At 67.9% G+C, this 15345-nt stretch carries 12 protein-coding genes; 8 read left to right on the top strand and 4 right to left on the bottom strand.

All coding sequences use genetic code 11. From position 1 onward, the window contains the following. Positions 1–48: 48 nt before the first annotated feature. Positions 49–243 (bottom strand): zinc-finger domain-containing protein, encoded by a 195-nt coding sequence (locus tag K309_RS0120450; RefSeq protein WP_010812205.1) that lies wholly within the window; start codon positions 241–243, stop codon positions 49–51. A gap of 95 nt (positions 244–338) precedes the next feature. After that, on the bottom strand, positions 339–1259 hold the full coding sequence (locus K309_RS0120445; protein WP_029048153.1) for a branched-chain amino acid transaminase: 921 nt from the start codon (positions 1257–1259) through the stop codon (positions 339–341). Between the two features lie 202 nt (positions 1260–1461). Here K309_RS0120445 and K309_RS0120440 point away from each other — a divergent pair, with 202 nt between their 5' ends. Together K309_RS0120440 and K309_RS0120435 are read left to right on the top strand one after the other, a co-directional pair. Next, a complete protein-coding gene (locus tag K309_RS0120440) occupies positions 1462–4452 on the top strand; it encodes a DEAD/DEAH box helicase (RefSeq protein WP_029048152.1) in 2991 nt (996 codons plus the stop codon). 150 nt (positions 4453–4602) lie between these two features. Then, positions 4603–5622, top strand: coding sequence for a Bug family tripartite tricarboxylate transporter substrate binding protein (locus tag K309_RS0120435; protein ID WP_029048151.1), 1020 nt, complete (start codon positions 4603–4605; stop codon positions 5620–5622). Between the two features lie 92 nt (positions 5623–5714). Here the strand turns inward: K309_RS0120435 and K309_RS0120430 are convergent, their stop codons facing one another. Both K309_RS0120430 and K309_RS0120425 read right to left on the bottom strand, forming a co-directional pair. After that, a complete protein-coding gene (locus tag K309_RS0120430; RefSeq protein WP_029048150.1) occupies positions 5715–6851 on the bottom strand; it encodes a helix-turn-helix transcriptional regulator in 1137 nt (378 codons plus the stop codon). 104 nt (positions 6852–6955) lie between these two features. Beyond that, on the bottom strand, positions 6956–8062 hold the full coding sequence (locus K309_RS0120425; RefSeq protein ID WP_029048149.1) for a helix-turn-helix transcriptional regulator: 1107 nt from the start codon (positions 8060–8062) through the stop codon (positions 6956–6958). Positions 8063–8418: 356 nt separating this feature from the next. Between K309_RS0120425 and K309_RS0120420 the strand changes: the two genes are divergently transcribed. From K309_RS0120420 to K309_RS0120395, 6 genes are all read left to right on the top strand, one after another. After that, a complete protein-coding gene (locus tag K309_RS0120420; RefSeq protein WP_029048148.1) occupies positions 8419–9615 on the top strand; it encodes a phosphoglycerate kinase in 1197 nt (398 codons plus the stop codon). A gap of 59 nt (positions 9616–9674) precedes the next feature. Further along, on the top strand, positions 9675–11111 hold the full coding sequence (gene pyk / locus K309_RS0120415; RefSeq protein ID WP_029048147.1) for a pyruvate kinase: 1437 nt from the start codon (positions 9675–9677) through the stop codon (positions 11109–11111). Positions 11112–11160: 49 nt separating this feature from the next. Beyond that, a complete protein-coding gene (gene fba, locus K309_RS0120410) occupies positions 11161–12225 on the top strand; it encodes a class II fructose-bisphosphate aldolase (RefSeq protein ID WP_029048146.1) in 1065 nt (354 codons plus the stop codon). 240 nt (positions 12226–12465) lie between these two features. After that, on the top strand, positions 12466–13374 hold the full coding sequence (locus tag K309_RS0120405) for a phosphoribosylaminoimidazolesuccinocarboxamide synthase (protein ID WP_029048145.1): 909 nt from the start codon (positions 12466–12468) through the stop codon (positions 13372–13374). Positions 13375–13543: 169 nt separating this feature from the next. Further along, positions 13544–14041 (top strand): 5-(carboxyamino)imidazole ribonucleotide mutase, encoded by a 498-nt coding sequence (purE, locus tag K309_RS0120400; RefSeq protein WP_029048144.1) that lies wholly within the window; start codon positions 13544–13546, stop codon positions 14039–14041. 55 nt (positions 14042–14096) lie between these two features. Then, complete coding sequence (locus K309_RS0120395) at positions 14097–15341, top strand: 5-(carboxyamino)imidazole ribonucleotide synthase (RefSeq protein WP_029048143.1); 1245 nt, start codon at positions 14097–14099, stop codon at positions 15339–15341. The last annotated feature ends 4 nt before the right edge of the window (positions 15342–15345 follow it).

Here is a 15345-nt window from a genome sequence, read left to right as displayed (position 1 = left end):
TGCTGGCGGCCCGGAGCGTCTGGGTCGTGCGAAAACCGGCGGCTCGGGTCAGTGGTGGCCCTTCAGCACGGTGCCCGGCTTGAGCTTGTAGACGGTACCGCAGTACGGGCACTTGGCTTCGCCGGTGTCGGCCACGTCCAGGAACACGCGCGGGTGGTAGTTCCAGGCCGGGGTGTTGGCGGTCGGGCAGTGCAGCGGAATGTCTTCGGCGCCGATTTCGATGATGGTGGCGGTTTGCGTCATGGTGTTGCGGGGATTGAGGCTTGTTGTTCGTCAAAACAAGGCATGCCCCGCGCGCACGGCGGCGGGTGCGGGGCACGAGGGCTGGCGGCCGGTGCTCAGACCAGCGTCAGCCACTTCTTGTACTTTTCGTCGGTGCCGCCCACGGCGGCAAAGAACGCGTCCTGGATCTGCTTGGTCACCGGGCCGCGGCGGCCTTCGCCGATGATGCGGTCATCCAGCTCGCGGATCGGCGTGACTTCGGCGGCGGTGCCGGTGAAGAAGGCTTCGTCGGCGCAGTACATCTCGTCACGGGTGATGCGCTTCTCGCGCACCTCGATGCCCAGGTCGCGCGCGATGGTCAGCGTGGCGTCGCGCGTGATGCCGTCCAGGCACGAGGCCAGGTCCGGGGTGTAGATCACGCCGTTGCGCACGATGAAGACGTTCTCGCCCGAGCCTTCGCTGACGTAGCCTTCGGTGTCGAGCAGCAGCGCTTCGTCGTAGCCCAGGCCGGTCGCTTCCTGGTTGGCGAGGATCGAGTTGATGTAGTAGCCGCTGGCCTTGGCGCGCACCAGCGACACGTTGACGTGGTGGCGGGTGAACGACGAAGTCTTCACGCGGATGCCGCGCTCCATGCCTTCCTCGCCCAGGTAGGCACCCCACGGCCACGCCGCGATCGCAACGTGGATGGTGTTGCCCCTGGCCGACACGCCCAGCTTTTCCGAGCCGATCCACACCAGCGGGCGGATGTAGCAGGATTCCAGGTTGTTGGCGCGTACCACTTCGCGCTGGGCGGCTTCCAGGGTGGCCTCGTCGAACGGCATGGCCATCTGGAAGATCTTGGCGGAGTTGAACAGGCGGCGGGTGTGCTCTTTCAGCCGGAAGATGGCGGTGCCTTCGGGCGTCTTGTAGGCGCGCACGCCCTCGAATACGCCCATGCCGTAGTGCAGCGTATGCGTCAGCACATGGATCTTGGCGTCGCGCCATTCGATCAGCTTGCCGTCCATCCAGATCTTGCCGTCGCGATCCGCCATCGACATGTCTATTCTCCCAGCGCCGTGAAAGTAGCAAAAACGACATTGTAAGCCCGGGGGGCATGGGTGCCAACGCGAGCGGCGGGGGGAGGGCGGGGGAATGCGGGAGAAAAAAGGGGCAGCGGCGGACTAGAATCCTCATTTCCGTGCGTTTGCCGGCTCGCGGGTCGCATCGTCCGCGCCCGTCCCGACGCCAGTCCGTTCCCTCGTGCCTTTGACCACACATTCCGACCCGCATGCCGAACCCGGCCAGCCTGGCTGGGAGCAGGCGCTGGAAGCGCTGCGCGCGCTCGCCAGCGCCGAACCCGCCGCTGCCAGCGAGGGCGGCCGCCGCCTGCTGTGGGCGCTGACGCTGGAACCGGACGGCGCGGTGGCCACCATCGAGCCGCTCGAGCAGGTGCGCGGCGCGCGCGGCTGGGGCAAGCCGAAGCCCGTAGCGCTGGCGCGCGTGGCCGAGGATGACCGGCTCGAGCCGTGGGACGCACGCATCGCGCGCGCGATCCGGCGCGACGCCTCGCACAACCGGCGCTATGTGCTGGATCGCGCGGCGGCCGCCATGGCGCTGGTCGGCCATCCGGGCGTGGTGCTCGCCCACGCGACGTCGCAGACACTGGAGGTGGTCGAGGACGCGCCCGCGCTGGAGGCCGTGCACAGCGCCGGCCGCTTCGTGCTGCGCCTGTACCCGCCATTGCGCGAGGCGCCGGCGATGGAGGCCTTGCTGCCCGCCGCGGCGCGCCAGGAGGCCGAGGCGCTGCGCCAGGTCACGGTGCTGCGCGACGGGCCGCACCGGCTCAAGGTGCTTCGCTTCACCCCGGCGCAGTTCGACGCCGCGCGGCTGATCGGCGACGGGCTGGCGATTCCGGAGGACGGCCAGGCCCAGCTCGACCGCACCCTGCGGGCGCTGGCCGGCCACTTCCAGGTCCATGCCGACCAGGCCGCCGGCACGCGCCCTGTCGAAGCCGAAGCGAGGCTGCGGGCCGAGGTCGCGCCCATCGGCGGCGTGGCCGGGCGCGGCATCACGATGCGGCTGGTGGTCACGCCGCTGGGCCAGCTCGGGCCGAGGCTCGCGCCGGGCGCGGGCAGGGAACGCCTGATGGCCGCGGTACGGGGCGAGACGCTGGTCACGCAGCGCGATCTCGATGCCGAACTGGCCAGCGTGGCCGAGGTCTTCGCCGCGCTGCCGGTGCTGGTCACGCAGTCGCCGCCGGGCGGCGAATATACGTGGACACTGGACGACCCGGAGGACGCGCTGGCCGTGCTGGAAGCGCTGCCTGGCCTGCCCGCGGTGCAGGCCGTGGAATGGCCACGCGGCAAGGAAATCCGCATCGTCGCCGCCGACCTGCCGCAGCTCGGCGTCCATATCGAAAGCCGCGGCGCCTGGTACCGGCTGGCCGGCGAGTTGCGCGTGGCCGAAGGGCTGGTGCTGGAGCTGGGCAAGCTGATCGACTGGACCGGCAGCCACGCCGGCCGCTTCGTGCCGATGGGGCAGGGCGTCTACGTGGCGCTGACGCGGGCACTGCGCGGCCAGCTGCGCGACCTGGCCGCGGTGGCCGAGCGCATCCCCGACGGCATCCGCGTGCCGCAGATGGCCACGCCGTGGCTGGACGACGTGCTCGCCGGCGCGGGCGTCGATCCCGACGCGCATTTCCGCCAGCGCATCGCCCGCCTGCGCGCGGCGCGCGACACGCAGATCACCGTGCCCGCCACGCTGGCGGCGGAACTGCGCCCGTACCAGGAAGCCGGCTACCGCTGGGCCATGACGCTGGCCGCCTCGGGGCTGGGCGCCTGCCTGGCCGACGACATGGGCCTGGGCAAGACCGTGCAGTCACTGGCGGTGCTGGTGGCGCGCGCGGCCGGCGGCGCCGCCCTGGTAATCGCACCCACCTCGGTGTGCGGCAACTGGGCCGCCGAGGCGCGCCGCTTCGCGCCCACGCTCAATGTCCACGTCTATGCCGAGGGGGCAGACACTGTGCGCGACACGCTGCTGGAGCAGGCCGGGCCGCAAGACCTGGTGATCGTCTCGTACACGCTGCTGCAGCAGGCGCGCCAGGATTTCTGCGCGCGCGGCTGGCACACCGTGGTCGCCGACGAGGCGCAGGCGTTCAAGAATGCCATCACGCGGCGCGCGCAGGCGATGTTCGACCTGCGCGCCGATTTCCGCATGGCACTGAGTGGCACCCCGGTGGAAAACCGGCTGGCCGAGCTGTGGTCGGTGATGCGCTTCTGCAACCCGGGTTTGCTGGGCTCGCTGGCGCGCTTCAACGAACATTTCGCCAACCCGATCGAGCGCGGCGGCGTGCGCGAGGCCCGCCAGCGCCTGCGCCGCATGATCGCGCCCTTCGTGCTGCGCCGGACCAAGGCCCAGGTGCTCGACGAACTGCCGCCGCGCACGGAGCTGGTGATACGGGTCGAGCCCGAAGCGGTGGAAGCCGCGCACTACGAAGCGCTGCGCCGGCAAGCGCAGACCCAGGCCGAAGCCGCGCTGGCGCGGGTGGAGGCCGCGCGCAAGGCCACGCAAGGCGCGCCGGCGGGGGCAAAGGCGCGCGCCCTCGCGCAGGCGCAGCAGCAGTCACAGGCGCGCATCCATGTGCTGGCGCAGATCATGCGCCTGCGCCGCGCCGCGTGCGACCCGCGCCTGGCCACGCCGGAAATCGCCAGCCAGCTGGAAGAGGGCGCCAAGCTGCGCGCCTTTGTGGCACTGGCCGGCGAACTGGCCGCCAGTGGCCACAAGACGCTGGTGTTCAGCCAGTTCGTCGATTTCCTGCAGCTGCTGCGCCAGGGCCTGGAGCGCGCCGGGCTGGCGCTGCAGTACCTGGACGGCGCCACGCCGGCGGCAGAGCGCACGCGCCGCGTGGCCGCCTTCCAGGCGGGCGAGGGCGATGTCTTCCTGATCAGCCTGAAGGCCGGCGGCTTCGGCCTGAACCTGACCGCTGCGGACTACGTGATCATCGCCGACCCGTGGTGGAACCCTGCCGCCGAGGACCAGGCCATGGGCCGCGCGCACCGTATCGGCCAGCAGCGCCCGGTGACGGTGTACCGGCTGATCAGCGCCGGCACCATCGAGGAGCGCATCGTCGACCTGCACCGCGACAAGCGCGCGCTGGCCGACGGCTTGCTGGAGGCGGATGACGAACGTGCCGCGGGAACCGGTGCGCCATTGCCGGATATCGACGAACTGGTGGGCCTGCTGCGCCGCTGAGCGCCACGCCATGCGCACCATATGCCGCCACGGCATACCTTCAAGCGAACTGGTTCGTTGGGTTTTGGCAGGATCCTTGCTATCTTGTGGCACTGGCCCGGGGCTCAGACCCCGGCCTTTTTTTGTGCTGCCTTTCCTGACGGTGCCCCCATGCCCATTTCGTCCCGCCTGCCGCGCTTGTCCTTCCGTTCCACCTTCCGCCTGGCCGCAGGCATGGCCGCCCTGTGCGCCGCCGCTGCCGTGAGCGCGCCCGCCCGGGCGCAGGGCGAGTGGCCGACGCAGCCGGTGACGATCCTGATGGGATTCACCGCCGGCTCCGGCGTCGACATGGTGGGCCGCGCGCTGCAGGAATCGCTGCAGAAGTCGCTCAAGACCACGATCATCTATGACTACCGTCCGGGCGCCGGCGGCAACGTCGCCTCCGAAGTGGTGGCGCATGCCAGGCCTGACGGCTACACGCTGCTGCTCGGCACCGCGGCCACGCACGGCATCAATCCGGCGCTGTACAAGAACCTGCCGTTCGACGCCGACACCGATTTCACGCCGGTGGCGCCGCTGGTCGAAGTGTCCAACGTGCTGACTGTCAATCCGGCCGTGATCGACGTGAAGACGGTGAAGGAATTCATCGAGAAGGTGAAGGCCAATCCGGGCAAGTACAACTATGCCTCGACCGGCAACGGGACGGGCACGCACCTGGCCTTCGCCGAATTCAACGCCCGCGCGGGCCTGGACATGACCCACGTACCGTACAAGGGCGGCCCCGATGCGCTGCAGGCCGTGCTCAAGGGCGAGGTCTGCTGCATCTTCAACCAGGTGCAGAGCGTGCTGCCGCAATACCGTGCCGGCAAGGTGCGGCTGCTGGGCGTGACCACCAGCAAGCGCGTGCCGGTGATTCCGGACGTGCCGACCATTGCCGAGAGCGGCGTCGCCGGCTACAACAGCACCATCTGGTTTGGATTCTTCGGGCCCAAGGGCCTGGATCCGAAGATCGCGCGCAAGATCAACGACGCGGTCAAGGTCGCGCTGGAAACGCCGTCGATCCGGCAGAAGCTGGTCGATGCCGGCAATACGCCGCGGATCGAGTCGGTGGAGCAGTTCAAGGCTACCGTCAAGGCGGACCGGCAGAAGTGGGCGGGGGTGGTGAAGACGGTGGGGGCTTCGATCGATTGAGGCTAGGCAAGGGCTTCACTTCGTTGAAGCTCCGGCCCTCTCCCCCGGCCCCTCTCCCGCAGGCGGGAGAGGGGAGCAGACAAGCGGGTGCCTTAAGCCCTAACTCCCAACCGCGTCAGCAAATGCGCCAGCTGCGCCTGCGTCCCGGTAGCAGTCTTGTTGAAAATCGCCTTCAACTGCGTCCTCCCGGTTTCCCGCCGAATCCCGATCTGCTCGCAAGCTTCAGGCAGCCCGATCCCCGTTGACAGCTGCAGCGCCAGGCGCGTCTCCGCCGGCGTCAGCCCATACAAGTCCCGCAGCACAGCGGGCAGCGTCATCGGCACGACTCCCGGCTCATGGATCGCCACCAGCACGCTGGGCCGCTGCCAATCCATCGACAACTGGTGCGCCGGCGGCAAAGGCAACAGGATCACCTGCGCCTGCCGCCCACTGCCATCCACCGCCCGCAGCGCCTGCGCCGGCTGCTTATTGCCCGGATCGCACGCGGCCTTCAATGCTTCAGCAAACGGCCGTGACAGCCGCCATTCTTCAGGCCGCGCGCCCGCCGCAGACGCCGCCGCGCTGGTCTCGATCGACACCGCCGGCAGCAGCCGCCGCACCCACGCCTCCCCGGTACTGTTGGCCAGCAGCGTCTTGCCATCGTCCCGCAACACGATCACCCCGAACGGCAGCCGCTCCAGCAACTGGCTCGATGCATGCGCCAGCGCCGACACCTGGTGCGTACGGTCGCGCAGCGCCATGGCGTGGCGCACATGCGGAATCGCCCAGTCGAGCGCGCGCGCGTCCTCGGGTGAATACTGGTTGCCGCCCAGCGGCCGCTGCAGCGACAGGAACACTTCATAGTGCGGCTTGCGTTCGATCAGGCAAGCCATCACCGACGATTGCTCGAACTGGTGCAGGAACTCGCCGTAGAACGGCGAGTGGCGCATCGCCTGCGAACCAAGCTCGCGCGAATCGATATACCAGTTGCCCACCGACATGCGCTGGGCGAAGGGCAGGGCCGGGTCGATGGTCTCGTAGTATTCGCTATAGGCGGCCACTGCTTCGGGAACGGGATTGACCACCTGGTTCACCAGCACGCGTTCGTGGACCGTATCGCGCACCAGCAGCAGCGCATGCGAGCTGTCGCTGGCCTGGCAAAGCGCGCCCAGGCTGCGGCGCCAGGCATCGGCGTCAAAGATTCCCTCGTACAGCGCGCGGATGGTGTCATGCATCGGCGTGTCGCTCATGGTTTTTCTTCTTTCTTCTTTTTTGTACTTTTGGTACTTTCTTTGCGCGGCTGTGCCAGGGCTGCCGGTGTGTTGCCGGCCGGTGTACCGCGCGAGGGTGTAATTCAGGCCCCTTCCAGCGCCGCGCCCAGGCGCGAAAGCAGGTGGGTGAGCTGGGCCTGGCTGTTGGTGCCGGTCTTGTGGAAGACGGCCTTGAGCTGCGTGCGCGCCGTTTCGTGGCGGATGTTCAGCTGCTGGCTGGCTTCGGGCAGGCCCTGGCCGCCGGCGAGCTGGGTCGCCAGCCGCGTTTCCGCCGGCGTCAGGCCGTACAGGTCGCGCAGCACGGGAGCCAGCAACAGCGGCGCGTTGTCATGCTCGTGCACCACCACCAGCGCCGCCGGCTCCTGCCATTGCGCGGCAAAGGCGTGCGAGGGCGGCAGCGGCAGCACGATCACCTGCGCGCTGGCGCCGCTGCCGTCGGTGGCGCGCGCGGCCTGGGCGGCCACCGCGCGCTGCGGGTCGCAAGCCGCGGCCAGCATTTCGCCGAAGGGCCGCGACAGGGTCCAGTCCGAGACCTTGCCCGCCGGGTCCAGGCGCCGCACCCAGCGTTCGCCGGCGCGATTGCCCAGCAGCACCTGGCGCTGCGGCGAAAACACCAGCAGCGCGAAGTTGAGCCGCTCCACCAGCTGCGACGACAGCCGCGCCAGCACGGTCAGCCCCAGCGTGCGGTCGCGCATGGACATGGCACTGCGCATATGCGGGATGATCCAGTCCATGCCGCGGGTGTCGTCGGTCGAGAACAGCGGCTGCGTGCGCCCGCGCTGCATCGAGAAATAGACTTCGTAGTGCGGCTGGCGCGCGACCAGGCATGCCACGTAGGAGCGCAGGTCGTAGCGGTGGAAGAAATCGCGGTAGAACGGGTGGCGCGCCATGGCGCCTTCGCCCAGCTCGCGCGCGTCGACGTACCACGCGCCCGGCTGAAGCCGCGGTGCGAAGTGCTTGGCCGGATCGATGGCCTGGAAATCCGATTCGTACTCGGTGAACAACTCCACCACCGGATTGACGATTTCATTGACGGTGACCTGGTCGCGTACCGTGTCCCAGACCATCATCGAGGCGTGCGCCGAGCCGGCCATATCGGTCAGGGTGCGCAGGCTCTGCTGCCAGGCACCCGGATCGAGAATGCCCTCGTACAAGCCACGGATCGCTCCGTGCATGTCGGCTTCGTTCATCTGATTACCCCCTGCATTCGCGACAAGATAATGCGCGGCGCCGGCTGTGCGCCCACGCACGCCGGCATGCCTTGTTGTTATCCGCCTGGTGCGATCCTGGCCGTTTGCCTTACCGGCTCTGCTGTCAGCGCGTGTCTGTTTTAGCAGACGTTGCATACATTACCGCACTCGGGGGGGCAGGGGGACGTCCACGTGACCCTTCTTTCGTGGGGCGTGCAGGCCGGTGGGAAATGTCATTGTGTACGTTGATGCACATTGCAAGTCCATTGCCGCCCGGAATGCCAAAGCGTCGACCGCGATCAGGTAAAATCCCCGTTTCCCCGATTTTTCAGCGAAATCTCGCGCCTTTCACCGTCATGACCACTGTCCTGCGTCTTTCCGATCTGATTTCCCAAGGCAAAATCTCCGGCAAGCGGGTGTTCATCCGCGCCGACCTGAACGTGCCGCAGGACGACGCCGGCCATATCACCGAGGACACCCGCATCCGCGCCTCGGTGCCCGCGATCGAGGCCTGCCTGGCCGCCGGCGCCGCGGTGATGGTCACGTCGCACCTGGGCCGCCCGACCGAAGGCGAGTTCAAGCCGGAAGACTCGCTGGCGCCGATCGCCACGCGCCTGTCCGAGCTGCTGGGCAAGCCGGTCAAGCTGGTGCAGAACTGGGTCGACGGCGTCGAGGTCGCGCCCGGCCAGGTGGTGCTGCTGGAAAACTGCCGCGTCAACAAGGGCGAGAAGAAGAACAGCGACGAGCTGGCGCAGAAGATGGCCAAGCTCTGTGACGTCTATGTGAACGACGCCTTCGGCACCGCGCACCGCGCCGAGGCCACCACCCATGGCATCGCCAGGTTCGCCCCGATTGCCTGCGCCGGCCCGCTGCTGGCCGCCGAGATCGACGCGCTGGGCAAGGCGCTGGGCCAGCCGGCCCGGCCGCTGGTGGCGATCGTGGCCGGCTCCAAGGTCTCGACCAAGCTGACCATCCTGAAGTCGCTGGCCGACAAGGTCGACAACCTCGTCGTCGGCGGCGGCATCGCCAACACCTTCATGCTGGCCGCCGGCCTGAAGATCGGCAAGTCGCTGGCGGAAGCCGACCTGGTCGGCGATGCCAAGGCCATCATCGACATCATGGCCGGGCGCGGCGCCTCGGTGCCCATTCCCGTCGACGTGGTCTGCGCCAAGGAATTCAGCGCGACCGCCGCGGCGACCGTCAAGGACGTCAAGGACGTGGCCGACGACGACATGATCCTGGACATCGGTCCCAAGACCGCCGCCCTTCTGGCCGGGCAACTGAAGGCCGCCGGCACCATCGTCTGGAACGGCCCGGTGGGCGTGTTCGAGTTCGACCAGTTCGGCAACGGCACCAGGGTACTGGCCGAGGCCATTGCCGATTCGAAGGCATTCTCGATCGCCGGCGGCGGCGACACGCTGGCCGCCATCGCCAAGTACGGCATCGCCGACCGCGTCGGCTATATCTCCACCGGCGGCGGCGCGTTCCTGGAATTCCTGGAAGGCAAGAAGCTGCCCGCCTTTGAAGTGCTGGAACAACGCGCAGCAGGCTGAAGCATCCGCCGGGCCTGGCGCCATGCCGGGCCACTGTCCTTCACCAAGGAAACCCGCGCATGACCCGTTCCACCAAGATCGTCGCCACCATCGGCCCCGCCTCCAGCTCGCTGGAGATCCTGACGCGCATGATTGCCGGGGGGGTCGACGTGGTGCGGCTGAATTTCTCGCACGGCACCGCGCAGGACCATATCGACCGCGCCCGGCTGGTGCGCGAAGCCGCCCAGGCTTGCGGCCGCGAGGTGGCGATCATGGCCGACCTGCAGGGCCCCAAGATCCGCGTCGGCAAGTTCGAGCACGGCAAGATCACGCTCAAGCCGGGCGATCCCTTTGTCCTCGATTCCGCCTGCCAGCTCGGCAATGAAGAACGCGTTGGCCTGGACTACCAGGACCTGCCGCGCGATGTCGGTCCGGGCGACCTGCTGCTGCTGAACGACGGCCTGATCGTGCTGGTGGTGGACCGCGTGCTCGGCACCGAGATCTTCACCACCGTGCGCATCGGCGGGGACCTGTCCAACAACAAGGGCATCAACCGCCAGGGCGGCGGCCTGTCGGCGCCGGCCTTGACGGCGAAGGACATGGACGACATCAAGACCGCCATGGCCCTGGGCGCGGACTACGTCGCGGTCAGCTTTCCGAAGAACGCCACCGACATGGAAATGGCGCGCCAGCTGGCCGCCGTGGCCGGACAGCCGCATGGCCACAAGGCCCGCATGATCGCCAAGATCGAGCGCGCCGAAGCGATCCACCCGGGCGTGCTGGAAGAGATCCTGCAGGCCTCCGACGGCATCATGGTGGCGCGCGGCGACCTCGCCGTTGAAGTCGGCAATGCCGCCGTGCCGGCGCTGCAGAAGCGCATGATCAAGCTGGCGCGCGAAGCCAACAAGCTCACCATCACCGCGACGCAGATGATGGAAAGCATGATCGTCAACCCGGTGCCGACGCGCGCCGAGGTGTCGGATGTGGCCAACGCCGTGCTGGACGGCACCGACGCGGTGATGCTGTCGGCCGAGACCGCCGCCGGGCGCTATCCGGTCGAGACCGTCGAGGCCATGGCCGCGGTCTGCATCGAGGCCGAGAAGTCCGAGGTGGTGCAGCTCGACACCGACTTCCTGAACCAGACCTTCTCGCGCATCGACCAGTCGGTGGCGATGGGTGCGCTGTTCACCGCCTATCATTTGCAGGTGAAGGCGATTGCCGCGCTGACCGATTCCGGCGCCACCGCACTGTGGATGAGCCGTCACCGCATCCATGTGCCGATCTACGCCATGACGCCCAACCTGGCCTCGCAGCGCAAGATGCAGCTGTACCGCAACGTGGTGCCGCTGCCGCTGCAGTCCAGCGCCGACCGCGACACCGCGCTGGAGCAGGCCGAAGAGCTGCTGCTCGCGCAGGGCGTGGTACAGCGCGGCGATTTCATCGTGCTGACCATCGGCGAACCGATGGGGCAGCCGGGCGGTACCAACACCCTGAAGATCGTCAGGGTGGGGCATTGAGCGCCGACAGAACAAGTAGAGACACCCCATTTTTATTTAGGAGTTAGACATGCCACTCGTTTCGATGCGCCAGCTGCTGGACCACGCAGCCGAGAACAGCTACGGCCTGCCGGCCTTCAACGTGAACAACCTCGAGCAAGTGCAGGCCATCATGCAGGCGGCCGACGAGGTCAACGCTCCGGTGATCATGCAAGCCTCGGCCGGCGCCCGCAAATACGCCGGCGAGCATTTCCTGCGCCACCTGATCGAAGCCGCGGTCGAAGCCTACCCGCACATCCCGGTGGTGATGCACCAGGACCACGGCCAGTCGCCGGCGATCTGCCAGGGCGCGATCGACCTGGGCTTCTCGTCGGTGATGATGGACGGCTCGCTGCGCGAAGACGGCAAGACCCCCGCCGAGTACGACTACAACATCGACGTCACCCGCAAGGTGGTGGAACTGGCCCACGCCGTCGGCGTGACCGTGGAAGGCGAACTGGGCTGCCTGGGCTCGCTGGAAACCGGTGAGGCCGGCGAGGAAGACGGCATCGGCGCCGAAGGCGTGCTGGACCACTCCATGCTGCTGACCGATCCGGAGCAGGCCGCCGACTTCGTCAAGGCCACCCAGCTGGACGCACTGGCCATCGCCATCGGCACCTCGCACGGCGCGTACAAGTTCACCCGCAAGCCCACCGGCGACATCCTGGCGATCAGCCGCATCAAGGAAATCCACGCCCGCATCCCCAACACCCACCTGGTGATGCACGGCTCGTCGTCGGTTCCGCAGGAACTGCTGGAAGAAATCCGCAAGTTCGGCGGCGACATGAAGGAAACCTACGGCGTGCCGGTCGAGGAAATCCAGGAAGCCATCAAGTACGGCGTGCGCAAGATCAACATCGATACCGACATCCGCCTGGCCATGACCGGCGCGATCCGTCGCTTCTTTGTCGAGAACCCGAGCAAGTTCGACCCGCGCGAATACCTGAAGCCGGCCCGCGAAGCCGCCAAGCAAGTGTGCAAGGCGCGCTATATTTCGTTCGGCTGCGAAGGCCAGGCCAGCAAGATCAAGCCGGTCACGCTGGTCGACGTCGCGCAGCAGTACAAGTCGGGCAAGCTGGCGCAGGTCGTGCAGTAAGCAGTGCCCTGGCCCCGCACCGACGGGGCCGACGCTGACGCCTGGGGCTTCGCTACCGCACGAAGCCCCGCATTGTTTTCTCCCCTCTCCCGCTTGCGGGAGAGGGGTCGGGGGAGAGGGCAGGCGGTTGCCCGTGCCACGGTGCCCGTTGATGCGCTCCCCCTCTCCCCCAGCCCTTAGCCCCTCCCTCCCGCGAGCGGGAGAGGGGAGCAAACCGGACGGCGATTTGCCAACTACATCATGTCCAACGCTCTCTACCAGTCCTCCATCAACTCGCTGCCGCTGCTGGGCCACGGCAAGGTGCGCGACAACTACGCCGTCGGCAATGACAAGCTGCTGATCGTCACCACCGACCGCCTGTCGGCGTTCGACGTCATCATGGGCGAGCCGATCCCCGACAAGGGCCGCGTGCTGAACCAGATGGCCGACTTCTGGTTCAAGAAGCTGGCGCATATCGTGCCGAACCATGAGACCGGCATCGCGCCCGAAACCGTGGTGGCGCCGGCGGAAGTGGAACAGGTCAGGGGCCGCGCCGTGGTGGTCAAGCGCCTGAAGCCGATCCTGGTCGAAGCCGTGGTGCGCGGCTATCTCGCCGGCAGCGGCTGGAAGGACTACCAGGCTACCGGCAAGGTATGCGGCATCGCGCTGCCCGCCGGCCTGCAGAACGCGCAGAAGCTGCCCGAGCCGATCTTCACCCCGGCCGCCAAGGCCGAGATGGGCGAGCACGACGAGAACATCTCGTTCGCCGAGGTTGAGGCCCGCATCGGCATCGCGCTGGCGCGCCAGATGCGCGAGATCTCGATCCGCCTGTACAAGGAAGCGGCCGAGTTCGCCGCCACGCGCGGCATCATCATTGCCGACACCAAGTTCGAGTTCGGCCTGGACGACAACGGCGTGCTGACGCTGATGGACGAAGTGCTGACCGCCGACTCGTCGCGCTTCTGGCCGGCCGATTCGTACCAGGTCGGCACCAACCCGCCGTCGTTCGACAAGCAGTTCGTGCGCGACTGGCTGGAAGCCGTGCGCATCGACGGCAAGCCGTGGCCCAAGACCGCCCCGGCGCCGCAGCTGCCGGATGACGTGATCGAGAAGACCGCGGCAAAGTATCGTGAGGCGCTGACGCGCCTGACCGGTGAAGAATTGAAGTAAGGTTTCCACCGGCTTCCCGTAAGCCGACTGTGTTCCCCTCTCCCCGCATGGGGAGAGGGTAGGGTGAGGGGTGGTTTAGCAAGACACCACGCGTCGAGAGGCGCATGGCCCTCTCCCCCGGACCCTCTCCCGCAAGCGGGAGAGGGGAGCAAACAAGCAAGGATCAAACGTGAGCAAGCAAGACAAGCCGCTGGTCGGCGTCGTGATGGGCAGCAGTTCCGACTGGGACGTGATGCAGCACGCGGTGGCCATGCTGAAGGATTTCGGCGTGCCGTTCGAGGCTAAGGTGGTGTCCGCGCACCGCATGGCCGACGACATGTTCCGCTATGCCGAGACCGCGCGCGGCCGCGGCATCCGCGCCATCATCGCCGGTGCCGGCGGTGCCGCGCACCTGCCGGGCATGATTGCCGCCAAGACCATCGTGCCGGTGTTCGGCGTGCCCGTGCCGTCGAAGTACCTGCGCGGCGAGGATTCGCTGCTGTCGATCGTGCAGATGCCCAAGGGCGTGCCGGTCGCCACCTTCGCCATCGGTGAAGCGGGCGCCGCCAATGCCGCGCTGCATGCCATCGCCACGCTGGCGACCACCGACGACGCGCTGGCCGTTGCGCTGGAAGCCTTCCGCGCGAAGCAGACCGAAGCCGCGCGTGCCATGACGCTGCCGCTGTAATGCTGCCGCTGTAATGCCGCCGCTGTAATTCTCCGGACCCACACGGAACCGAGCAATGCCGACCGATATCCATCCCTACCTCTCCGAAGCCCATACGCCGGAATCGCGCGCCGAGTTCGGCGTCGACCGTCCCGACGCGCCCATCCTGCCCGGCGCGTGGCTGGGCATGCTGGGCGGCGGCCAGCTCGGCCGCATGTTCACGCATGCGGCGCAGGCGATGGGCTATCGCGTGTGCGTGCTCGATCCCGACCAGGACAGCCCGGCGGGCGCGGTGGCCGACAAGCATATCTGCGCCCAGTACACCGACGAGGCCGCGCTGGCCGAGATGGCCAAGCTGTGCCCGGCGGTGAGCACCGAGTTCGAGAACGTGCCGTCGCTGTCGCTGGACCGCCTGGAGCAACTGGGTTCGTTTGTCGCGCCGCGCGGCTACTGCGTGTCGATCGCGCAGAACCGCATCGGCGAGAAGAAGTTCTTCGCCGCCTGCGCCGAGCGTACTGGTGTGCCGACGGCCCCGCACTGGGTGATCCAGCACGACGCCGACGTCGACCAGCTGCCCGACCACGTGCTGCCCGGCATCCTCAAGACCGCGCGCATGGGCTACGACGGCAAGGGCCAGGCGCGCGTGAAGACGCGCGACGACGTGCGCGCCGCGTGGAAGGCGATGCAGCACGTGCCATGCGTGCTGGAACAGATGCTGCCGCTGGCCTATGAAGTCTCGGTACTGGCCGCGCGCGCCGCGGACGGCTCCACTGCGACCTGGCCGCTGGCGGAGAACGTGCACCGCGACGGCATCCTGTTCTCGACGGAAATGCCGTCGACCAGCGTCTCGCCGGAGATCGCCGACCGCGCCCGCGCCGCGGCCGCCGCCATCGCGACGGAAATGGGCTATGTCGGCGTGCTGTGCATCGAGTTCTTCGTGCTGACCGACGGCTCGCTGGTCGCCAACGAAATGGCGCCGCGCCCGCACAACTCGGGCCACATCACCATGGATGCATGCGAAACCAGCCAGTTCGAGCAGCAGGTGCGGGCCATGGCCCGCCTGCCGCTGGGCAGCACGCGCCAGCATTCGGCCGGCAAGATGCTGAACCTGCTGGGCGATGTGTGGTTCGAGTTCGGATTGGAACGCACGCCTGCGTGGGACGAGGTGGTGGCGCAACCCGGCGCCAAGCTGCACCTGTACGGCAAGAACGATCCGCGCCCGTCGCGCAAGATGGGGCACGTCAACTGCATCGGCGAGCATGCGGAGGCGGCCGAGGCCGCCTTTACGGCCGCTGCGCAAGCACTGCATATCCCGCTCTGATCCC

This window comes from Cupriavidus phytohabitans (genome assembly GCF_000426345.1).
Classification (GTDB): domain Bacteria; phylum Pseudomonadota; class Gammaproteobacteria; order Burkholderiales; family Burkholderiaceae; genus Cupriavidus.
Note: the sequence above shows the minus strand (reverse complement) of the source record. Positions and strands in the feature narration are given on the sequence as shown.